Origin of the sequence: Terriglobus sp. ADX1, assembly GCF_036877645.1 — a bacterium.
Taxonomy (GTDB): domain Bacteria; phylum Acidobacteriota; class Terriglobia; order Terriglobales; family Acidobacteriaceae; genus Terriglobus.
In genome coordinates this window covers 103,370-126,033 of the sequence record NZ_JAEDXV010000012.1, presented here as the reverse complement: position 1 = coordinate 126,033, position 22,664 = coordinate 103,370, and the positions used below count along the sequence as shown (strand labels likewise).

At 57.6% G+C, this 22,664-nt stretch carries 19 protein-coding genes; 8 read left to right on the top strand and 11 right to left on the bottom strand.

What is annotated here, in order from left to right; translation table 11 throughout:
• The first annotated feature begins 5 nt into the window (after positions 1 to 5).
• From JAO32_RS10140 to JAO32_RS10125, 4 genes are all read left to right on the top strand, one after another.
• A complete protein-coding gene (locus JAO32_RS10140) occupies positions 6 to 1,199 on the top strand; it encodes a M20/M25/M40 family metallo-hydrolase (RefSeq protein WP_334239900.1) in 1,194 nt (397 codons plus the stop codon).
• A complete protein-coding gene (locus JAO32_RS10135; protein ID WP_334239898.1) occupies positions 1,196 to 2,245 on the top strand; it encodes a DMT family transporter in 1,050 nt (349 codons plus the stop codon). Before JAO32_RS10140 ends, JAO32_RS10135 begins: the two co-directional genes overlap by 4 nt.
• A gap of 103 nt (positions 2,246 to 2,348) precedes the next feature.
• Entirely contained in the window at positions 2,349 to 4,007 is a 1,659-nt protein-coding gene (locus tag JAO32_RS10130) for a trypsin-like peptidase domain-containing protein (protein WP_334239896.1), read from the top strand.
• 338 nt (positions 4,008 to 4,345) lie between these two features.
• A complete protein-coding gene (locus JAO32_RS10125) occupies positions 4,346 to 6,913 on the top strand; it encodes an ABC transporter permease (protein WP_334239894.1) in 2,568 nt (855 codons plus the stop codon).
• Between the two features lie 157 nt (positions 6,914 to 7,070).
• Here the strand turns inward: JAO32_RS10125 and JAO32_RS10120 are convergent, their stop codons facing one another.
• The 5 genes from JAO32_RS10120 to JAO32_RS10100 form a co-directional block, all read right to left on the bottom strand.
• Complete coding sequence (locus JAO32_RS10120) at positions 7,071 to 7,736, bottom strand: hypothetical protein (RefSeq protein WP_334239893.1); 666 nt, start codon at positions 7,734 to 7,736, stop codon at positions 7,071 to 7,073.
• Positions 7,737 to 7,762: 26 nt separating this feature from the next.
• Entirely contained in the window at positions 7,763 to 8,182 is a 420-nt protein-coding gene (locus JAO32_RS10115; RefSeq protein WP_334239891.1) for a hypothetical protein, read from the bottom strand.
• Between the two features lie 57 nt (positions 8,183 to 8,239).
• Positions 8,240 to 8,575, bottom strand: coding sequence for a hypothetical protein (locus JAO32_RS10110; protein ID WP_334239889.1), 336 nt, complete (start codon positions 8,573 to 8,575; stop codon positions 8,240 to 8,242).
• A 413-nt stretch (positions 8,576 to 8,988) separates the two neighbouring features.
• A complete protein-coding gene (locus JAO32_RS10105) occupies positions 8,989 to 10,446 on the bottom strand; it encodes a TonB family protein (protein WP_334239887.1) in 1,458 nt (485 codons plus the stop codon).
• Positions 10,439 to 10,840, bottom strand: a complete 402-nt coding sequence (locus tag JAO32_RS10100; RefSeq protein WP_334239885.1) for a BlaI/MecI/CopY family transcriptional regulator — start codon at positions 10,838 to 10,840, stop codon at positions 10,439 to 10,441. Before JAO32_RS10100 ends, JAO32_RS10105 begins: the two co-directional genes overlap by 8 nt.
• Positions 10,841 to 11,337: 497 nt before the next feature.
• Between JAO32_RS10100 and JAO32_RS10095 the strand changes: the two genes are divergently transcribed.
• The 3 genes from JAO32_RS10095 (at position 11,338) to JAO32_RS10085 (ending at position 13,451) form a co-directional block, all read left to right on the top strand.
• Complete coding sequence (locus tag JAO32_RS10095; RefSeq protein WP_334239884.1) at positions 11,338 to 11,763, top strand: recombinase family protein; 426 nt, start codon at positions 11,338 to 11,340, stop codon at positions 11,761 to 11,763.
• A gap of 299 nt (positions 11,764 to 12,062) precedes the next feature.
• Positions 12,063 to 12,977, top strand: coding sequence for a serine aminopeptidase domain-containing protein (locus JAO32_RS10090; RefSeq protein ID WP_334239882.1), 915 nt, complete (start codon positions 12,063 to 12,065; stop codon positions 12,975 to 12,977).
• Between the two features lie 36 nt (positions 12,978 to 13,013).
• The gene (locus JAO32_RS10085; RefSeq protein WP_334239879.1) at positions 13,014 to 13,451 is read left to right on the top strand and encodes a DoxX family protein; all 438 of its coding nucleotides are present in this window, start codon (positions 13,014 to 13,016) and stop codon (positions 13,449 to 13,451) included.
• Positions 13,452 to 13,758: 307 nt separating this feature from the next.
• On the opposite strand, the gene JAO32_RS10080 is transcribed toward JAO32_RS10085, so the two are convergent.
• From JAO32_RS10080 to JAO32_RS10055, 6 genes are all read right to left on the bottom strand, one after another.
• Entirely contained in the window at positions 13,759 to 15,006 is a 1,248-nt protein-coding gene (locus JAO32_RS10080; RefSeq protein WP_334239877.1) for a DUF1501 domain-containing protein, read from the bottom strand.
• A 29-nt stretch (positions 15,007 to 15,035) separates the two neighbouring features.
• A complete protein-coding gene (locus JAO32_RS10075; RefSeq protein WP_334239875.1) occupies positions 15,036 to 17,243 on the bottom strand; it encodes a DUF1800 domain-containing protein in 2,208 nt (735 codons plus the stop codon).
• Between the two features lie 148 nt (positions 17,244 to 17,391).
• Positions 17,392 to 18,765 (bottom strand): hydroxysqualene dehydroxylase HpnE, encoded by a 1,374-nt coding sequence (gene hpnE, locus JAO32_RS10070; protein WP_334239873.1) that lies wholly within the window; start codon positions 18,763 to 18,765, stop codon positions 17,392 to 17,394.
• Between the two features lie 2 nt (positions 18,766 to 18,767).
• Positions 18,768 to 19,745 (bottom strand): phytoene/squalene synthase family protein, encoded by a 978-nt coding sequence (locus JAO32_RS10065; RefSeq protein ID WP_334239871.1) that lies wholly within the window; start codon positions 19,743 to 19,745, stop codon positions 18,768 to 18,770.
• Between the two features lie 2 nt (positions 19,746 to 19,747).
• Positions 19,748 to 20,698, bottom strand: a complete 951-nt coding sequence (gene hpnC / locus JAO32_RS10060; RefSeq protein WP_334239869.1) for a squalene synthase HpnC — start codon at positions 20,696 to 20,698, stop codon at positions 19,748 to 19,750.
• Complete coding sequence (locus tag JAO32_RS10055; protein WP_334239867.1) at positions 20,695 to 21,762, bottom strand: alcohol dehydrogenase catalytic domain-containing protein; 1,068 nt, start codon at positions 21,760 to 21,762, stop codon at positions 20,695 to 20,697. The genes hpnC and JAO32_RS10055 overlap by 4 nt, the downstream gene beginning before the upstream one ends.
• 122 nt (positions 21,763 to 21,884) lie before the next feature.
• On the opposite strand from JAO32_RS10055, the gene JAO32_RS10050 reads away from it, so the two are divergent.
• On the top strand, positions 21,885 to 22,664 hold the full coding sequence (locus JAO32_RS10050; RefSeq protein ID WP_334239865.1) for an MlaE family ABC transporter permease: 780 nt from the start codon (positions 21,885 to 21,887) through the stop codon (positions 22,662 to 22,664).

Genomic DNA, 22,664 nt, shown 5'->3' with positions numbered 1-22,664 from the left:
GCGCCGTGCATCGCGCCTTCGGCTGGTTCCATCTGCACGAGCAGCGTATCCGCGCATGGCAGAAAGAGTGCGTCGCCATCCCTGCGCCGCCCTTTGGAGAAGCCACACGCGCCGCATGGTTCGTCGATCGCATGAACGAACTCGGCCTGGCCAACGTCCACACCGACGCCGCAGGAAACGCGCTCGGTCTGCTTCACGAAGACGACGGCACGTCCCCCGTCGTGCTCCTCTCCGCGCATCTCGACACCGTCTTCGCCGCAAACACTGAACTCGATATCCGCGAAGACGAATCGCTCCTCATCGGCCCCGGCATCTCTGACAACGGCGCAGGCCTCGCCGCACTCCTCGCCATCGCCGCCGCCATGCGCCATGCGGAAATCGACCCCGCCGCCAACATCCTCTTCGCTGCCAACACCGGCGAAGAAGCCGAGGGCGACCTCCGCGGCATGCGTCATCTCTTCACCGCATCGCCCTTCGCGTCACGCATCTGCGGCACGCTTGCCCTCGAGGGCGCGGGCAACGAAACCGTCGTCACCCGAGCCCTCGGCAGCCGACGCTTCCGTGTCGAAATCACCGGCCCCGGCGGCCACGCATGGACTGACTCCGCGCTGCCCAACCCCATCGTCATTCTCGCGCAGGCCATCAGCGAACTAGCCGCGCTCAAGCTTCCCGCGCGTCCTCGCACCACGCTCAACATCGGCGAAATCCGGGGCGGCACGTCGGTCACTTCCGTGCCGCAATCCGCCTCCGCCACCTTCGACATCCGCTCCACCGACGCCAGCCAGATCCTCTCGCTCGAAGTCCGCCTTTACCGCGCCGTGGAAGATGCCATGCTCGCCATTCCGCGCTCGCATCGCACCACGTTGAACGCGTCCATCACACTCATTGGCGACCGCCCCGCCGGAGAACTCGCGCCCAACTCGCGCCTCCTCGCCAGCGTCCACGCTGCCGACCGCCACCTGCGCCTCCGCACCGAAGAACGCCTCGGCTCCACCGACGCCAACATTCCGCTCTCCCTCGGTCGCGAAGCGGTCGCCATCGGCGCAGGCGGCCTCGCCGGAGGCGTCCACACCACAAACGAATGGCATGACACCCGAGGCCGCGATCTCGCCCTCCGCCGAGTCCTTCTCGTTCTGCTCGACCTCTGCGGCTACGCCGTCACAAGCCCCGCCGAATGCGATACGGAGACCGCGCGTTGAGCACCACTCGCCAACAGTCACTGCTGGCGCATGGACTCTTGCTCGCTGTCGTCGCCGTCTGGGGAGCCACCTTCGGCATCGTCCGCAACGCCCTGCGCGACTGCTCACCGCTGCTCTTCGTCCTCATCCGCATGGTGCTTGCTTTCATTGCACTGGCAATCATCTACCGCAAAGAATTTCGCCGGATGAACCGCACCACCATCACCGCCGGAGCCATCGCAGGATTTTTCCTCGCCACGGGCTACGCTCTGCAAACCGCTGGCCTGATGACCACCACAGCCACACACTCAGCCTTCCTCACCGGCCTCGTGGTTGTCATCGTCCCCATCCTCTGCCTCATCCCGGCACTACGCCCTCAAAGTGAAGCTCCAACAAACGAAGGTCGTCCCACCAGCGAAGCTCGTACGGCTGAAAGCCGTCATCCAGAGCGAAGCGCAGCGCAGTCGAAGGACCTGCATTCCTCTCCCTCACCCCAAAACCCGTGGAAAGCCACAACCCCTCTCCTCGGTGCATGCGGAGCTTTCGTCGGTATCGTCCTTCTCACCACCCCGGCAAACCTGCCGGTCTCTGAGTTCACCCACGGCTTCCGCATCGGCGACGTCCTCAGCCTCCTGTGCGCCATCGCCTTCTCCGCCCACCTCCTCTCCCTCGCTCACCTCGCAAAGAAAATCCCCACATCGCAACTCGCCACCCTGCAGATCGGTTTTGCGGCACTCATCCTCGCCATCGCCACCCCCATCGTCGAGCATCCACACCTCCACCTCACCCGCTACCTCGTCTTCGCCATCCTTCTCTGCTCCTTCATCGCCACAGCCGCGGCATTTTACATCCAGTCCTGGGCGCAGCAGCACCTCGCCGCCAGCCACACCGCACTGCTCCTCGCGCTCGAACCAGCCTTCGCTCTACTGACAGCGCTGCTGTTTTTTGGAGAGCGACTCACCCTCCGCTCCGGCCTCGGCGCCGCGCTTATTCTCTGTAGCCTCATCGCCAGCGAATTGCTGTCATCACAACCCGTCTCCGAGCAACCCGAAGCCAACGCTGCATAACACCCCTTTCCACGCATACAATTTCAGTGCGGAGGCGTCTAATCCGCTGAGGTGCCGCATCCGCGACACGTACGCTCCAAGGAAGAACGAGGAATACCCTTTCATGGCATCGAACCAGACCCTTTCAGAACGGATTCGCAGCAATCGCCTTGCGACGTCGTTCGTGCTGCTCGGAACACTCTCGGCTGGCGTCATCGCTGGCTCGGTGATGACCGGCACCGTTCACGGCGCAATGCAGCAGAAGAAGAACGATACCTCCGACGCGACGCCCCTGAAGGTTCCCGGCATGGTCGCGGAGCCGAATCAGTTCACCAAGATCGCCAAGGAAGTAGGCCCTGCGGTCGTCAACATCAACACCGAATCGCTGCCCAAGCAGGTCACCAATCCGCGCAACCGTCGCGGTGGCCGCCGCGCACCGGGTCAGGGTCAGGGCGACGACGACCAGCAGCAGAACGACATGCAGGACTTCTTCAACCGTTTCTTCGGCGGCAATGGCCAGGGCCAGGGCGACGGTGATGACGACGACGATCAGGCAGGTCCAATGGGCGGCGAACGCCATGCCCTCGGCTCCGGCTTCATCGTCGATCCCCACGGCTACATCGTCACCAACAATCACGTTGTCGATAAGGCCGACCGTATCTACGTCAAGCTGACTACCGATCCCGAAAACGACCCCGGCCACCCGGCCCGCGTCATCGGCGTCGACAAGGAAACCGACATCGCCGTCATCAAGATTGACGTCCCCGGCTCCCTGCCCACAGTGAAGCTCGGCAACTCAGACGGCGCACAGGTCGGCGACTGGGTTCTCGCCATCGGCAGCCCGTTCTCGCTCTCGCAGACCGTCACGGCAGGCATCGTCTCCGCCAAGAACCGTGTCGATCCCTCGGGCGCAGGCAGCCAGTTCCAGAAGTTCATCCAGACCGACGCAGCCATCAACCCCGGCAACTCGGGCGGCCCGCTGCTCGATATGTCCGGCTCGGTCGTCGGTGTGAACACGGCCATCTACACGCAGTCCATGGGCTCCGTGGGCGTGGGCTTCGCCGTTCCATCGAACACCGTGATCAACGTCTACAACAACCTGATCTCGCCCGAGCATAAGGTCGTACGTGGCTCCATCGGCATCAGCTTCCAGCCCGGCATCTCCTCCGCGGTCAGCCGTATCTACGGCTTCGCCAAGGGTGGCGTTCTGGTCTCCACCGTCACACCCGGTGGCCCGGCAGCCAAGGCTGGCATCAAGCCGCAGGACGTCATCACCGCCATCGACGGCACTCCGGTCAAGGACGGTGACGATCTCGTCTCCAACGTCTCACCCCGTCGCCCCGGCTCAACGGCGCGCCTCACCTACCTCCGCGACGGCAAGGAAGCCAACGTCACCGTCACCATCGGCGACCGTGCTCAAACCACCGCAGCCATGAACGGCGATGACTCCGACGACGACAGCAGCCCGAACACGCCGCCCAAGTCCAACGTCTCGCAGGACAAGTTCGGCATGTCGGTGCAGGCTGTGCCCTCAGAGATCCTCAGCCGCCTCAAGATCTCCGGCGGTGTGATGATCACCAACATCAAGCCCGGCTCCTTCGCCGATGATCTGCCGCTGCAAAAGGGCGACATCATCACCGAAGTCAACCGCCACGCCACCCCAACCCTGCCCGAGTTCGAATCAACGATCTCGAAACTCAAGTCAGGCGACGACGTGGTCTTCGTAGTACGCCCCGTCAACAGCCGCAACGGCAGCAGCTTCGTAGGTGGCAAGCTCCCGTAAGACAAAGCAGCACAACCCAAACACGAGAGAGGCCGGGCATTTGCCCGGCCTCTCTGCTTGCATTTGCAAATTTCACCCAGCAAACCTCGTACGGTCGAAGACCGTCATCCTGAACGAAGCGGAGCTGAAGGACCTGCATTCCTTCCCCCTCTACACCGTTGCGGGATACCCAAAACACATCAACAGCCCCAAAACCGGTGCCCCAGATTCGCGAATCGAATCTGACCATCGCACAAGCGCACACTTCGCTGTACGTATTTTTCACTTTTTCTTAAATTTTTGGAACCGCACCAACTCTCGCATGCGTATTCATCTGCAGCCCACTGCCAAGAGGACCCATGCTTACAGATCTGCGCGACGCCCTACGCCAGCTTCGGAAGGCTCCAGGATTCACCGCCACTGCAATTTTGACCCTTGCCTTGGGAATCGGTGCCACGACTGCGATCTTCACGCTCGTTCATCAGGTCATGCTCAAGTCGCTCCCCGTTGCCAAGCCGGAAGAGCTGTGGCGTGTCGGTGACAAAATCCGCTGCTGCAACTGGGGTGGGTACGCACAGGGCGACGACAACAACTTCTCGCTCTTTTCCTGGGAAGCCTACAACTACTTCCGCAATCACACCCCGGAGTTCACAGACCTCGCCGCATTGCAGGCTGGCAATGCTCCGCTTGGTATCCGCCGCGCAGGCTCTCAGGCTTCCGTCGACACCCACAACGGCCAGTACGTCTCCGGAAACTTCTTCCGCACCTTCGGCGTTCAGCCCTGGATGGGTCGTCTCCTTTCCGACGCCGACGACAAGGAAGGCGCGCCGTTCGTCGCTGTCATGAGCCACCGCGTATGGCAACAGAAGTACGGTGCGGATCCCTCCGTCGTCGGCTCCAGCTTTCAGATCAACGGCAGCGCCTTCACCATCATCGGTGTGGCGCCGCCGGGCTTCTATGGCGCAAAGCTCGCTGGCTGGGGCATGCCCGATTTCTGGCTTCCCATCGCCTCGGAACAGGCTCTTCCCGGAACTCAAGCCCGCATGAAGAAGCCTCAAGCCGCCTATCTCGATATCATCGGTCGCGTTCGTCCGGGCACAGACCCGCAGAAGCTGGAAGCCAGGCTCCGTGTCGAACTGCACGACTGGCTTGGCAGTCACGTGCCAGAGATGGCCCCCGGTGAGTTACAGCTTTGGCAGAAGCAGACGCTTCACCTCATCCCCGGTGGAGACGGCGTCACCACCATGCGCAATGACTACAAAGACGGCCTCAAGATTCTCTTCATCGCAGCCGCCTGCGTTCTCCTTGTAGCCTGCGGCAACCTCGCCAATCTCATGCTTGCGCGCGGCCTCAAAGACCGTGGCCAGATTGCGATTCGCGTCGCCATGGGTGCCTCTCGCGCACGCCTCATTCGTAAAGCACTCGTTGAAACCGTCACACTTTCCGTCATCGGTGGGGCCTGCGGCATCGCCGTAGCTATTTGGGGAACACGCCTCATCCTCTATCTCGCAATTCAGATTGGCGGCAAGGACAACTACGTCCCCATCAGCGCCACACCCTCCTGGCCAGTCCTGCTCTTTACCCTCGGCATCTCTGTATGCACAGGAATCCTCTTTGGCGTTGCACCCGCGTGGATGACCTCCCGCGCGGATCCAGCCGAAGCACTCCGCAGAGCCAATCGTTCCGTTGGCAGCAATCGCTCCATCACTCAGAAGGTACTCGTCATCGGTCAGGTCATCATGTCCATCGTGCTGCTCTCTGCGGCAGCACTGCTCGGCCGCAGCCTGAGCAATCTCAAGCATCAGGACTTTGGATTCGATCATCACGGCCGCTACGTCGCCTGGATCAATCCCACCCTCTCCACCCTCAAGCCTGAACAGATGGAACCGCTCTATCGCCAGATCAACGATCGCCTCCAAGCTATACCCGGCATTCGTGCCGTTGCGTCCGCAACCTACGCTCCCATGACCGGCGACAGTTGGAACGAAGGTATCCGCATCCAGGGACAACCTGAGCCCGATGCCAAGGCAGATTCCAGCGCGGGTTGGGCTCGCATTACCCCCAGCTTCTTTAGCACCATCGGTGCCAAAGTCGCACTTGGACGCGCGTTTACTGAAGAAGACACCGCCACCACCCGCCACGTCGCCGTCGTGAATCAGGCCTTCGTCAACCGCTTCCTCAAAGGGCAAAACCCAATCGGTCAACACTTCGGCGAGAACCGCCTGAAATACTCCGGCACCTATGAGATCGTGGGCGTCATTCGCGACATCCGCTACATGACCTGGGGTTACAAAGAACCAATCGGTCCCATGTTCTGGGTTCCTGAAGCGCAATCCGTGCAATACGACGATCCCAACTTCACCGACGGCGACCGCTGGTCTCATTACCTCTACAACATCGTTCTCTGGGCTCCTGGCAATCCGCCCGCTCTTCAAGAAAACGTCCGCAAGGCTCTGACCGGTGTGAACTCGGAACTCGTGCTCAACGGAGTCGATCCATATACCTCCGTCGTCAACGCAGACTTCCAGCAACAGGACATGATCGCCACACTCACCACCATCTTCGGTGTGCTCGGCCTTCTCCTCGCCGCTGTCGGACTCTACGGTGTCATGTCTTACATCGTCGAACAACGCACCAGCGAAATCGGCCTTCGCATGGCAGTAGGTGCCACTCGATCAGACATGGTCCGCATGGTTCTGCGTAATTCGTTCTGGCAGATTGCCATAGGCCTCGGCATCGGTATCCCGCTCGCTATCCTCGCTGGAAAGCTTCTGAAAGATCAGCTCTTCAACGTTCGGCCCTGGGATCCTTTCATGCTCATCGGGGCTGCTCTACTACTAGCGTTTGCCGCCCTCATAGCCTCAGCCATCCCGGCACGTCGCGCCGCCAGCATCGAACCGATGATTGCCCTTCGCAACGAAGGCTAATTCCATTTAGGAGCTAACGAACAGACGGGAGATCAATAGATCTCGAGAAACGCAGGCATCGTCACATGAGATCACTTCACTGAAGCCGACATATGAGAGCAAATCTATTGTCGATAAGTCATCGAAGATTTCCCTTGGATTGAAACTGATTTCTACTCTATAACCCATGCTTAGATAGGTTATTGAGTCCCAGCGCGACGCTTAGCACGAGGATGTTGGTCACGACGACGACGGCCAAGACTTCGACTGCTGCGCGGAACTTCGCGATACCGAGCGTTGCAGAGAACCAGCCGATTTCCACCACGACGTACCAGAAAAAAGCGATGCAGTAGACAGCAACGCCAATGAGAGCGAATGTCAAACTGTGATGTAGCACAAGCTGACCAGCGACCGACACGGCAAGAGCGAAGGGAGCGGCGATGAAGCACTGACCATAAAACGGCGCTCGCAGCATCACCCTGTCGATGTGCTTGCCTTGGTGGCGGAGTAGATCAAGCGCCATCAGAACAGGAAAGATACTGAAGGTTACGCCGCGGAAGAGTAAAAGGTTCGAATCGCTCGAGAGGAAGCCGGGAAGATGCGCTGTGGTCTGGGGTTGGAGAATCTTGCTGGCGAGAAAGGCGAGAAAGAGCGTAATCAGGAGAAAGATGGGCGGGTTGAGCGTGTCGGAATATTGCTCGTCATCGGGCTTCATTAGTTCGAGATCCGAGTATCGCAACATGGCCCCAGGGTGAACGATGGATCGTGCCATGGTGATGGGATAGAAGATGATCCACCCGACGATCTCGTAAAGAAAGTCGTCGAGAGATTTCAGCAGCTTCATGAAGTCCATATGCGTCCCTTGGCCCTCTACCTTTGAAGTGCGATCTTGAGAGTGAAGTTCGTCACCGCACCGCGTCGCGCAGATGCCCGCATCTGGAAGAGGTCAATGCGATAATCACCCGCCTGCATCACGTTCAGATCCGCAACATCGCCACCGACATCACCCCGGAAGATTGCGTCCTGTCCCGGCTCAACGCCCGGAGCGTAGACGTTGAACAACGTGCTGCCTTTCAGCTTCTGGAGCGAGACTTGGAGCTTCTGTCCTGCCTCGGCGTGCACCAGATAGGAAGGGCCCGTATAACCCTGAACCTTGCCGTTGAGCACGGTCGGCTGACCTTCGCGCACGGTCACGGCAGTCGGCTTCCCCTGCGCAGAGGACCATGGCGGCATGACGAGGCCAAAGCCAAGAGCTGCACTTAGACCAACCCGACGAGAGAGATTTCTCATATTCAAGCCCTTCTGTTCGGAAGAGACTAACACGCGCAAACATTACAAAAGCCAAATCTACAGAGGAAAAACACCGGCATCGACCATCACGTCTCCCGCCAGTGAACCGCCAACGGCGCAGGAGATTTCTCGCTCGATCTGCGGAAGGCGCTCCTTGGAAAGTCGCGCACGCTTCAGGTCGTCGACGCGGCCTCCGAGGCGGCCACTATCGTGCGCGTGGACTCGCGCAAAGAACGCAAGGAGACATCGACCGTTACCACCTACGCCAATCAAAGTAATAACGGAAAATCCGCCACAGCTACGACAGTGCCCTCCACGCGCACGGTCGACGAACTTCATGCCACCATTCTGGTCGCCGACTCCCAAATTCCTCTTCAGACGGAGTCCGCTCATTCGTGGCGCCTGGCTGCAAGCGACATGGCTTCGAGCGTCGCACTGGGTGAAAGAAAACCATGCCAGGCTGATTGAAAGACGTGTGCAGCAGAACAAGCCGACCGCACCGGAGTCTGCTTCCATCCCTTCTGCTCCGAATTCAGCTGTATCCTCACAGACTCCACTCCCAACAAACGCGGTTCACGTCAGAAGAAGATCGCTTCCCATAAGCCGACTTATCGATACTCGTTTGTACCGGTTAGAAACAGGGATCCCGTAGCAGTTTCCGAAAATCTCGTTTCTCCGAGAGGGTACTCATGCGCCGAATGTACAAAGCGAAAGGCCCAGCTTAGGCCGAGCCCTCGTCGTGAGTCGAATGGTCACTTCGAGTCCAAAGGCTCGACCGGAAGCATTTTCCACGTCGCGGCTAGACGTTAGAACTTCTGGAAGTTCACGGCAATGTTGAGGGCAACGGCAACAGGATGCCCCTCACGCATTGCTGGCTGAAAGCGGTATTGCTGCACCGCCTTCAACGCGCTGTCATCGAACGCCTTGCCCAGCGACCGCACAACATGCACATCGTTCGGAATACCTGTGGCTTCCACCACGAGGCCAATAACACATTCGCCTCCTGAAAATTCAGGCGTATGAAACTCTTTCGGGAATTCAGGATTCACCATGTACACCAGTTTTGGGGGAGGCACAATCGCGTAAACCTTTCGCGCGGTGGTCGCCAGTTTCTGCTTGACTGGCGATGTCTTGGGTGAGACAGGATGATTAGTTGTTTGCTCGGGGGGTGGAGTTTGGGCGGCGGATGTTGGGAGCGGTGAAACATTCACTGGCCCAATAGCAATTTCAGGAGCAACTCGCGCTGCCGCGGTCGTAGCACTGACTGTCACGGCTGCAAAGAAGGCGACCGCTATGGTTGTGAGTGCATAGCGCGTGAACGTGCTGGTAACTGTCATGCTTTTCGTAAGCCGATTCATACGTTCCTCCAGTGAGTTTGAATCCAGGATGCCAACCGCTGCGCTGCACGCCAGCGGTTGCTGTGAAGCCTTCGCACCCGCTATCCATGCGGCCAGGCGCAACAGGGCGCCTCGATACGCCTGTACATTGCCCAGTAACTTTGCCGCCGCGCGATCACACGCCATCTCACGCGTAGCAACGAGAGACCGGCGGACAAGCCGCATGACAGGATGAAAGGCCACAGTTAGCGTTAGCAAACCGAAGAGCAGGTTGTTCCAGAAATCGTTGCGGGCGATGTGGGCGCATTCGTGTGCCACGGCTGCACGAAAATCATCAACGCTGATCTGTTCCACAAGCTTCGATGGCAGCAGCATGGCATCGCCGCCAAGCGAGACCGTTACCGGGCTGCTGAGGCTGGACGACTCAAGCACGATAACGTCCATTCGTCCGGCATGAACCAAACACTCTTGCCATACAGCGGCGTACGCAGGCGGTAACGAACAAGCAGTGGCGCTGCTACGAAGGCGACGCGTGTAGTGCATCGCCATGCCAAGCCGCGCCGCTCCGTACAGAACAGTGACAGCCCACAGCCCGCACATCCAATCCAACTCTTCCGGTGACATCCACACGGGGCCGCGCCACGCTAGCGAAGAATGCGTGGTTGTCACGCTGGAGGTAACGCGACGTTCCAACAGCGTTATAGCCACAGCCTGACCACCATGTGCTGCTGGAGCAGGAATCGCAGGAACACATACACACAACAGCAGCGTGATCTGCCACACTCGATGCTCAGCAGCCGGACCCATGCGGCGCAGTAATCGGGCAACAAGCCACCCGGCTATAAACAACAATGGCACCTGCCACAAAGCATTCATCAGATAGCTTGCGATATAGGTTGTGACCTGCAACAGGAATGGGTTAGCCATTAGAGCTCTCCTCTTCGACAAGCTTGCGGCTCAGTTCAGCGATGCGATCAGCATCCACCTCCCGAGATTGGATAAGGCTCATCACCAACTCTTCCGACGAGCCGCCAAACATACGGTCGGCAAGGTCGCGCACGGCCTGTCGCAGGATAGATTCCTTGCTGATGGCTGGCTTGTATGCAAACGCTCGCCCCTCGCCCTCAGCGCGCACAACTTTACCCTTCTTTTGCAGGGTGTTCAGCACGGTCTGCACGGTTGTGTAGGCAAGCTGGTTCCTTGGCGACAGCGCCTCCTGCACCTGCTGCACAGTGCTTGGGCCGTCCATACTCCAAAGCACTTCCATCAACTCAAGCTCAAGTTGGGTAAGGGATGATGAACCTTTCTTTCGACCAATCACGAGCGACTCCTATGTAAATAGGAGAATGAATTAATCCTGCAGACTTGTCAACTATGAAAATAGGAGATGCCTTTAAACCGCCTTGAAAGTCGAGGACTGCGGGAATCGAATCAGTCTCTTTAAGCGCGCATAGCGTCATCAATACACTCTGCGAAGACGCTTTGAGTCTCGTGCATTGCGAGTAAGCGCATCCTTCGCGCAAAGTGCGACTTCTTTCGGAAGGGCACGGCTTTCAGCCCGGCCGTAAGAAGCTAACCAAAGTATCCCGCGCGGCCACGAAGACAAACAGGAGCATGCTGCCCACCGCGTGTTCACCCGAAAAAATGCCTTTACTTCACTCGTAAGGCTCCATCGCAGGGTATGCGGAATTTGTTCGAATGCGGACAGCCCTGTCTGAAGATGCAACAGCTTGCCAAAGCCCTCGCGAATCAACCGCTTGATTTTGAAGCAAAATGCTTTGGCGCGGCACGTGCACTTCCGAAGGCAGGAGGAAACACATGTCTCACTTTGAACGAGTCAAAGACAGGTTCTCCGGCCCTTTCAGCCCCACTCTGATCGCCGAACGCCAGAAGGCAGGATGGCAGTTGGTCTCGATCGAATGGCGTCGAGAGCTTCCGGAATCGGAAACACCGCATGATTCAGAACAAGCCGAAGAGATCCCCTACGGTCTTCGGCTCTCCGACGATTGCCTGCGACTGGAGATCGACCCCTACGAGAATTCGGTCTTGATGCAGATGCTGGATCTGCTGAATCAGGACTTTTCCTATTCCCAGATCGTCAGTGACCTCAACGAGAAAGGACTGCGAACTCGCACCAATGCTCCGTGGGATCGTGTGAGCTTACATAAGATGATGCCAAGACTGATAGAGGTCGGCCCCAGGCTCTTTGCGGGAGACAAGTCCAAGCGCTCACTCTCTCGGTGAGTACATAAACGATCTGGCATCAAATCATGTCAAGCCCATATTTCTCCAACTGAAAGAAACCAAAAGGAATAACGCTGGCATGGTATTTCTGCCAAACAGTTAAAATAGAAACAGAGAGAAAAGGGCCGCGCAAAAAGCGCGGCCCTAACTCTTTTAGAAAGACGATTTTGCCCCTAACCCCAATGGTAAGACGATTTTACAGCCATCGGAACCGTAACTCCATTAGAAAGACGATTTTAGAAAAACAGGGGGGAGGGGGTACCCCTCCTGATAGTCTCCACGCGATACCATGAGAGACGATGGCGAAGTCGAAGAAAAAGCAGCAGAACCCACCCAAAACCGTCCAGGTCATTGATCCGCGCTGGCTCCTCAAGATGCTCGGTCTCACGATCGCTGCAGCTTTCATCTGCGCTTATCTGGCAATGGGCTTGATGATCTACATGGGTTCCTGGCAGCTTGTTCTCCACCCGACACGCAAGCCCAATGTTGGAACCGGATTAGCCTCTGAGAAGCTCCGCTTCGGTCCCGACTCCAGCGGGCAGCCGCAACTCTCCGGCGAATGGATTGCCGCCAACGCCGAATCGCCTCGCGCCAATTATGCCGTTCTCTACCTGCGCGGTGCCGACGGCCAGCTTGATGCCGGCGATGGCACACAGATCGCAGCCCTGCGCGACCTCGGCCTCAACGTCCTCGCCTTTGACTACCGCGGCTACGGCAACAGTGCGCAGCGCCCACATCCCAGCCAGGACCGCATGCTGGCGGACGCCGTCTCCGCATGGGAATACCTCACGGGAACACGCCACATCCAGCCGGATCACGTGCTGGTCTTCGGTAGCGGCATCGGTGTCTCCATCGGTACGCAACTGCTCCAGAACTATGGCCCCGGCGCAGGCCTGATCGCCTACAACGCCGATCCGTCGGTAGAATCCCGCGTCCGCTCGGATGCCCGAGTGCTGCTCTACCCAATGAGCGTGGTCTTCCATGACGGCTTCCCGCTCGACGGCCTGAAGCACCTCGCAGCTCCCAAGCTGCTCTACACCGTTGGCCCATTGGATAAGGCCCGCACCGCCACCTATCAGGCTGCCGCTGACCCCAAGCTTACGGTAGAGGTCCCCACCCACGACGCCACCGCAGAGAGAGCCGCACTGTCCCGCTTCCTGGACAGTACCCTACCCGGTGGCCCCGTGCCGGTGTTGGCACCCACAGCGAAATAGCCGCAAGAAACACAGCAAAAACACCTTAGCCTGATCTTGAGAGGTGTTTTCATGGGCCGATTCTTCGACCGTCTGCAACCCTTTGCCTTGCTCGTCCTGCGCCTTGTCCTTGGCGCAGCTCTCATCTCCGCAAGCTGGCACAAGGTCATTCCGCATGGCGGTCTGCACGGCAACAACCTCTTCTCCGCCATCGAGAAGTGGAACCACTACGTGATGACGCTGGGCATGCCCGCATGGCTCGGCACCATCTCCGCACTGGTGGAGTTCCTGGGCGGCTTCTGCATCCTGCTGGGCCTGCTCACTCGCCTCTTCGGTGCGCTCGTCACCATCACCCTGATCGTGGGCATCGCCAAGGTCACCTACCCGGCCTACGACGCCTCCAAGTACCCACTCGCCATCGGCGTCCTGGCACTCATCGCCGCCGCCTTCGGTGCCGGCATGCTCTCCCTCGATCGCCGCCTCGGCATCGAGTAGCACACACTTGACAGCCAGCTACTCAGCCAGCAGCCACCATCACTCGCCACCCATACGGCCCATAGAAGTGAAGGCTCCCGATACTCTGGGAGCCTTACATAAAAGGTGGGAAGATTTGTTGCGGATAGGTGAAACCGGTGTCGTAGAGGGTGACCCCGGCTAACTACTGACTACATCCAATAAGACGCAATTTTCGACCAAAGGTTGCGCGGTACCAATAAGCCTTTTGTAGGAACCTAATTGGATACGTCGTGACATATCAGGCGACGTGATTTCTACGTCCCATCTGCACTTCTTGGATCCTCACTCAGACAAACCGCAGGTATTGATCTTGTCCAAGATTGGCACCTGGAAACACCTGTGAAAGATCACGCGTTCCCAACGCATGCTGCGTCGCTTCGGCCAATACCTGCCGAAAATCAGTGGTGATCGCCAGGTCACGTCCTTCGTTCAACTGGTGATCTTCCAGTCCCGGCCATTCACCGTAAACCTTGCCACCGCGAATAGTGCCACCAAGTACGAACATCACGTTGCCATGCCCATGATCTGTACCACCTGTACCGTTCTGTCGCGCAGTGCGACCAAACTCACTCATCGTCACCAGCGTGATGTGTTCGGCATCCTGCCCCATGTCATTCCAGAAGCACGCAATCGCCTCACTGAACTCCTTCAGGCGATTCGCAAGTCTTCCCTGCACCGCGCCCTGCGCCTGATGTGTATCCCAGTCATTAATGTCGGCAAACGCCGCTTCCACTCCAAGGTTGGCCTTCATCAACTGCGCCACTTGCTTCAGGCTGTTGGCAAAGGAGGTGTTCGGATAGACGACACCATTGGCAGGTTGATAGTGAGCAGGATCCGTCGCCTTCAGCATGCGTACGGCCTCGAATGTCTCCTGACCTTCACCACTCAGAATGCGGTCATGTGTGCCGGCATACATCTCCTGAAACGCACTGGAGACAGCCGCCGCTTGCGCTCCTTGACTATTGCCCACAGAGAAGTTCGCTACATTGGACACGGCAACCGCAGGTAGACGTCCCTGCAACGTGCGCGGCACCTGCGTTCCCAACGCCACTGCACGGAATGCTGTTGCTACCTTGGGATCGATGCGTTCCGCCTGCAACGCACGGTTTAGCCAACCATCCTGCGTGCTCTTGATGCCCGGTGTGCCACTCTCCATGTAGTCCTGCGCATCGAAGTGCGACCGTGTTGTGTCCGGCGAACCAACAGCATGCACCACTGCCAAGTGTCCCTTCTGATACAGCGGCAGCAGCGGAGCCATGGCGGGGTGCAATCCAAACTGACCATCCAGATCCAACACTTCATTGGGTTGAATGGCAATATTCGGACGCATGGCATAGTAGTTCTTCTCGCGATACGGCACCACGATGTTCAGGCCATCCGCCGCACCACGTTGGAACAGCACCACAAGCTTCTTGCCATTGGCTTGCGCTGTCGCCTGTTCCGCCATCACCGAACGCACCAGGAACTGCGGAACGGTTGCCGTGCCGACCAGCGCCAGAGCGCCGTTCTTTACAAATGCTCGCCGTGAAAACATAGCGTTACCCTCGCCTTTACAATCCCTTGTTACCGCCGTTGAAACTCCGGCGAACCAAGCAGAAGGCCTGCCATGGCCGCAGCTTGTTTATCTGCAGGTGGCGGTCCCATTTTTGCTGGTGTTGCACCCAGCCCACGCTGCACAACGGCCTGTCCTTTCACTCCGCCTGCAGCCTTTGCAGGTTGCATCCCGTTTCGGCGGCCCATCATCATTTCGTCCAACTTGTCTTGCTGCTGTGCGTCTTTCTCTGCCTGCGTTAGCACATGGCCGTTGTTCGTCTGCGAGAACTGCTGGGAAGCCTGCGCGGCTATATTGTCATTCCCTTGCGAGATAACGGCCGAGCGCGTCTGCGCACTGATTGGCACCTCAAACAACTTCGCTTCGAGCAGCGATTCCTTGCGCATCGCTTCTGGATCGGAGGAAGCAGAAGTCATCGCAACAGGACGCATGATCGCTGCACTTGAATCGGTGATCACCGGTGTCCAATCCACACTCACGCCGCCAATGCGGTTCGTCGCCAGCGCCAGCGAGAAGTTCATGCGATTGATTAACGCCGAAGAACTCAGCCAAGTTTCTTCATCCCACTTGTAACCGGTAGGTGGCATGCATCCATACAACGGCATACCAAGCTGCTGCAGCGATTGCACCAACGGCAATGGATTCGTCACCTCAGCACCACTTGCACGTACCGCACTCGTGACGTATTCCAGCGGTGTCTTCAACTTCGCATTTACCGTCGCGGTAGTAAAGAACTCTGGAGAATGCACCATGGTCAACAGCACGGCTTTGATATCTCCATCGGACTTCAGGAAGGTCTGCGCCATACGATCCACCATTGCTTTCGGTGGAGCATCACTCACAAACCGCTGGGCAATTTCTGTACTGATAAAGTGCGCTGTTGCTGGGCTCGTGGCCAGCATGTGCAGTACTTCACGTCCTTCGTCTTCTCCGCCTGACTTAATCGTTTTGCCCAACACTGTCTTGCTTCCAGGCTCATGACGATTGGGGTTAAAAGAATAGTCACCACCATCGTAAGGGCGTTCCAGTGTCCATCCGGTGAACACCTTCGCCACTTCCGTAACATCCTTCTGCGTGTATCCGCCGTTCACACCAAGCGTGTGCAATTCCATGAGTTCACGCGCGTAATTCTCATTCAACCCTGAGTTCGATTTGTTCTTGGGATTGCGACGTTCACGCTGAGAAGCCAGCGAGTTGGGACCTGTGCTGGTGGCGTTATCCAGATACCGAAGCATGGCGGGACTTTGCGCTGTGGCTACCAGTAGATCTTCAAAATGACCAAGTGCATGATCGCGAACCGTCTGTTCATACTGCGGGATAAGCGAAGGCTCCTGACCATCCTTGCCGCTGAAAATGTTGAAGTGATTCAACCAGAAGTCCGTCATTACGGCTTCCAGTTGTCGCTGAGAATAAATGTCGCGTAGCAGTCGTGCACCCTGTGTTTCCGCATTCATCATGCGATTGGTGCCTGAGAGAGCAAGAAGTGTTTCCTTCTGCAAAGGCGACATGCCATCAACCAACTTCGCCTCTAGCGGACCACGTGCTCCCTTACGCAATGCGATCAGTTCCGCAGGTGGCATATGTAGCAGTTGCATGTAACGGTCGTTCGGGGGCAGTGCAAGAATCGCGTCTACCTCCGGCTTTTCCATCGCAGGTGTGGTCTGTTCCAGATTTGCAACCACAGCCTGAGCCTGTACCTGCGCTGTTGTTTGCGCAATAGGCTTCTCCGCTGCACCACTCATCATGGGAGCAGCCATGCTGTTAGTAGCAGGTTGCGCTTTGGCAGCTTTGTTGTCCTGCACCATCTGGTAGAACTCCACCTGATCGCTGACGATGGCGCGCAACTCAGGATCGGCAGGCAGCCTTCCGCTTCGTGCCAGCACACGGATCGTCGCAGGTTCCGGGTAGCGTTGTAGCCGTTCTGCCTGTGTCATACGCAAAGAAGGATAGACATCCATCCGTGTTTCAAAACTTGTGTCTGGAATGTTCTGCGGATTCAACTGCTGCTGAAACCATGTTTCAATGCCTACACTGCGAATGCTTTGCAAATCAGATGCTGTGGGGCCGAAGGTAAAGCGCTGCAGCATCAACTCTGCACGTGCGTTCCGATCCAACGGCCGGACAGGATCCACTCGCGGCGCTGCTGGCATAGCAGGCACCGCCAGTGTCCCACAGAGAACCGCAGAAAGACCAACACGAAAAGCATTCGAGGCACGCATCGGGAAACCACCTCCGACAAGCACGTGGGCTCGCCATATCTCTAGTAACCCGCGTGTTCTTGGGATTGTTGCGCGAAAAGATGAAACTTTACGGAAAGTCCTGGCATCACTCGCTGCTAATACGGCTAAAGCGAATGCATGCTGTGGCTTAACGGCGGGCTGCGATCCACTGCATGAAACCAGATGCCTGCGGTTCCAGCGACAAGAAGCGCGCATTCTGACCAGCAGATGCACCTAATGCTTCTGCTGCCATGCGCCCGCTGCGTACGGCGCCTTCCATAGTGGAAGGCCATTCTGTCGCGGTCCAGTCACCTGCAACGAACAGACCCGGCAGTCCTGTTGCCTGCTTCGGACGGTAGGCATCAAGTCCCGGTGTAACGGAGAAGGTAGCGCGTGCCTCCTTCAGGATGCCGCTCTTCACCAACTTCGCTTCTTTCACAGCAGGAAAGAACATTGCAAGCTCGCGCAAAGCGTTAGAGAAGATCGCCTCGCGCGTCTGATGAAGCTGCTCAAACGATGCAGAGATTACGAGTTCGCAATAGCTTCCCCGTTCCTTTTCCCAGCGGCGAATGCGCGATTTGTGAAAGAGCCACTGAATGCCAGTATCCAGCAACACGGCATGATCCAGTTCCGTAATCTGACGATCAAACCAAAGATGAACCGTTGTGATGGGGGCGTTCTTAAAGTTCTGAAATGCGTAATTCGCTTGCGGCAACAGAGTCGCTGTTTGGTGGAAGTTCGTCGCCAGAATCACGTTATGCGCAGCGAAATCGCCTTCGGACGTACTCACACGCCAAGCATCCCCATCCCGATGCAACGCAGTTACGGATTGCGACAGACGAAGCTCCGCACCCTGGCGCACACACTGCTCGGCGACGTAACCGTAAAACTGCGACAGCGGCAGGGTCGGAATTCCCAGGCGTCCGCCTTCGGCGGATTTCAAGAACGATTCGTGAAAGACTTGCCCCGCATATTTTGTGGAACAGTTTTCAAAACTATCGTTTAACGCGCCAACAATGACAGGTTCCCAAAGATGCTTGATCGCGCCTTCGGTTTGTCCTGTGCGCTTCAACCATGTGGCAAAACTTTCGTTGTCGTCTTGCGGATAGCCGCGAAGGAACTCCATCAAGCCGCGCGCAACAGCAATCTTGTCCTTCATGGACAGCATGGGCGCACGCAGAAAATCAAACGAAGTATGAAACGGAGCAGGCATGCCGCCCGGTTTCAAACGCGTGCGTGGTGCATTCCCCGGCTGCAAGAACGTTAATTCGTCATACCAGCGGATACGATCTGCCACACCTGACTTCGCACACAGGTCGATCAGGTTTGTGCAGCATCCCAGCAGTACATGCTGGCAATCGATCTCTTCGTGCAGAACGGGATGTTCATAGGAATAAGCGCGACCGCCGACGAAGGGCTTGCGCTCGAGAATGAGCACCGATGCACCTGCTGCAGACAACGACGAAGCTGCAGCAAGGCCAGCTAATCCCGCACCGACAACAACAACATCAAACGACGGCATGGTCACGCCGTTCCTCCACGAACCAGCAGCGCACGCACCATACCGCCTGCCAGTACACGTAGCTTGCGGCCAGTAGAGACACTCACACGTTGCTGCAAGACGTCATAGTTGCGCGCAACGATCTCCTTCAGCAACAGGTGATAGATCGTAATGAGAACGCGCATAGCAGGCCGACTGTCGCGATCAAGTAGTGGAATCAGATTATCCGTTGCCTCGTAATACTTCTCCGCACGCGAAGCAACTTCTGCCAGCGATGCACGCAGTTCAGGACGCATCGTGCCACTTGCAGATGCTGTCAGAACATCCTGCGCAGTCAGTTGATGCTTTGCCAGAAGATCTTCCGGAAGATACACACGACCACGCTCTGCGTCTTCTTTTACATCGCGCAGAATATTCGTCAATTGAAATGCAAGGCCAATCTTCTCTGCATATTCTTCTGCAACGTGATCACAGTAGCCAAAGATACGGATGGTCGTGAGGCCGACAACAGACGCCACAAGATAGCAATAGCCTTCCAAGGCCTGCATCGTTTCGTAAACATCGACTGTACGACCATCTAGTTTCAGGCGGCGAACGCCTTGCGGCGGCTCCGCTTTCAGGTCCATAGTGGTGCCGACAATTAGCTGCTCCAGCAGTCTGTCTGACACTCCAAAGCGCTGCTGCACATCGGCGACTGCTAGAAAGACGGCATGATCACGCTTGTCTTCCGGCAAAACGGGCGACTCATCGTGAAACGCCGCGCTGCGAAATCCATTCCATGACGCCAGCCATGACGCCATCTGGATGCGACGCGTCTCCAGCGTGAAACTCTCATCGTCGCTAATATCATCCGCGCGACGCATAAACGCATACACGGCACACATGGCCTCACGCTTGTGCTTTGGCAACGCAAGAAAGCCATAGTAGAAATTCTTCGCTTCGCGCTTGGCAATAGCGCAACACTCTGCATACGCGGCTTCAAGTTGTACTGTGCGACGCATTGTCAACGCAGCCCTCGCGATCCACGGTGCACACCGAGTTTGCTCAATCCGGCGCCAAGCAACAGTTTCAACTTTGCACTCTTGCTGACTTCTGGTCGCTGGCTAAGCGTGTTGTAGCCGACGGCTGCAATCGCATCCAGAATGGCAAGTCCACCCTGAGTAAACAGCCGCAACGTAGCCGCAAGCTCACGATCCACACGATCAATCAACGGCGCACCTTCGAGCAACATGGCACGCGTCTCTGCGCAGAGCTCCTGCAACATCGCACGATATCCATCCGTCTCGCGACCGATGCGAAGATCAGCTTCAGTCACGCCAAACCTCTCCATGCGATCCTGCGGCAGGTAGATGCGGTCACGCTGGCGAAGATCCTCGCCAACGTCCTGCCAGAAGTTCGCAAGCTGCAACGCCGTGCATGTCTTATCGCTCAACGCGTGTAGAGAAGGTTCGCGATAGCCGCATAGATACAGCACCAACGACCCCACAGGATTTGCGGAATACACGGAGTATTCTTCGTCTTCTGCCAACGTGGCAAATCGTGTCTTTACCTGGTCCTGTTCAAACGCAGCGATGAGATCGGCGAATGGCTTCTTCGGCAGATCGCAAGCCACAATCGTGGGTCGAAGAGCGACAAAAACAGGATGCCGCGACAACTCCGGCGCGTCGTAGCACTCATCCAGCATCGCTCGCCATGTATGTAATAGACGCGTTGCTGTTGCCGTATCCGCGACTTCATCACCCAGATCGTCCGACACACGGCAGAAGGCATACACCGCGTGGAAATGCGGACGTAGCGGCTTTGGCAGGAACGCCGTGGCTACATGAAAGTTTTCGTAATGAGACTCGGCAAGCGCCTTACACCACGCCTGGGCCTCCTCCAACGAGGGACGCGTGGCAGGCTCCAGCAACTCCACTGGAGCACCCTCCAACCGTTGTTCTGCTACGGACGTCATGCTGCACTCCCGGGCAGGATGGCTGTCTTGATGTCGAGCATGCGGTTGTCACTACGCACCAGCATCTTTGCGAAGACTTCCGGCACGTCGCTCAATGGCGCGGTGGCAGTAATGAAATCTTCCGCGCGCATGCGTCCGCTGGTAATCAGCTCAAAGGCACGACGGTTTGTTGCGGGCGTGTGATGGAACGTGGCCTTCAGCGTAATGTCGCCGTAGTGCAGCCGATTGGTATCCAGCGCCACGACCGTGCCGCTGGGTGGGCCACCAAAGAAGTTCACCGTGCCGCCCTTGCGCACCATGTCCACAGACTGTTCCCATGTCGCGGGCGTGGCAACGCACTCCACCACAATGTCTGCGCCTTCATTTTCAGGTGTCAGCGCACGCACAGCCGCAACAGTATCGACACCCTCAGCAATCTGGACGACTTCATCTGCGCCAAATCGCTTCGCACTGGCAATCTGGTCATCACGCTTCACCACGGCAATCACGCGGCACCCGCTGATGTGCGCTGTGCGGATAAACATAAGCCCAATCGGTCCCGCTCCAATGACGACCAGCGTGTCACCGGGTTTGGGGAAACACTGCTCCAACCCCAGGACAACACACGCCAACGGCTCCATCAGAGCGGAATGCTCGAACGGAACGCCGTCCGGGATATGTAACGTGTTCTTCTCGACAATGCGGGCCGGGATGCGGATGTATTCGGCATACGCGCCATTGTTGAACAGCAGATCACTGCACAGGTTCGGCTGATCGCGTCGGCAGAACAGGCATTCTCCGCAAGGAGCCGAATTTGACGCCACAACGCGATCGCCCGGCTTAAAACCAGCGACTCCCTCCCCCATAGCCACGATAGTTCCGGCAATCTCGTGCCCGAAGAGCGTGGGTGGGACCAACATTTTCGCGTGATACCCTCGGCGGAACACCTTTAGGTCCGTCCCGCACGTCAGGGCCGCGCCAACGCGCACCAAAAGCTCTCCGGGACCAATTTCCGGAACAGAAACGGTCTCCAGTCGCAGGTCTTCCCTGCCATGGAGAACTACGGCTTGCATCGTCTTTGCCATTCGTTACTATTTTCTCACCTGTTGCATGCTTAAGCAGCGGGTGCGAAACGGATGATCGTTTCTGCGCATCTGATACCTTGACCGGGACTTCCAAACTTTTAAGGGCAGGCCAACGACCACGGATGAAGTTTGTTTCGCCAACCGAATTTGCCAAAGACAAGCTGTGGTCCGTGCAGGAGTACTCACTGCTCTGCGGTCGCTCCATCGCCTCTCTCTTTTCGCGTCCCGTCTATTTCTCGGACATCTTCACGCAGATGGATTCCATCGGCATCGGATCGTTGCCCATTGTGATCCTGTCGGGCTTCTTTACCGGGTGCGTTCTGGCTCTGCAGTCCGTTTCGTCGCTCAAAGAGTTTGGTGCCGTTTCCATGACCGGCACGCTTGTTTCGCTCTCCATGGTGAAGGAGCTTGGCCCCGTACTTACGGGCCTGATGGTTTCGGGCCGTAACGCCTCCGGCATGGCCAGCGAACTCGGCTCCATGAAGGTGACAGAGCAACTGGACGCCATGCGTGCCCTGGGTGTGGATCCCATTCGCAAACTGGTTGCCCCGCGCGTCTCGGCCACCGTATTCATGCTGTTCTGGCTTACGGTCATTTCCGACGCCGTGGGCATGTTGGGCGGCGGACTGGTCGGGGTCTTCATGCTGGGCCTGAATGCCCACTCTTACTGGCGAACCAGCTATCGCGCCCTGAACTACGGCGACGTGGTGCAGGGTATGACCAAGCCAGTCTTCTTCGGGTTCATCATTGCCACCGTGGGCTGCTATTTCGGTGTGAGCACTAAGGGAGGAACACAGGGCGTGGGCAAAGCCACGACTCAGGCCGTGGTCGTCTCCTCCGTAATGATCATCGTGATGGACTTCCTCATCAGCCGCCTGACCATCGGCATCTTCGGGCGGTGA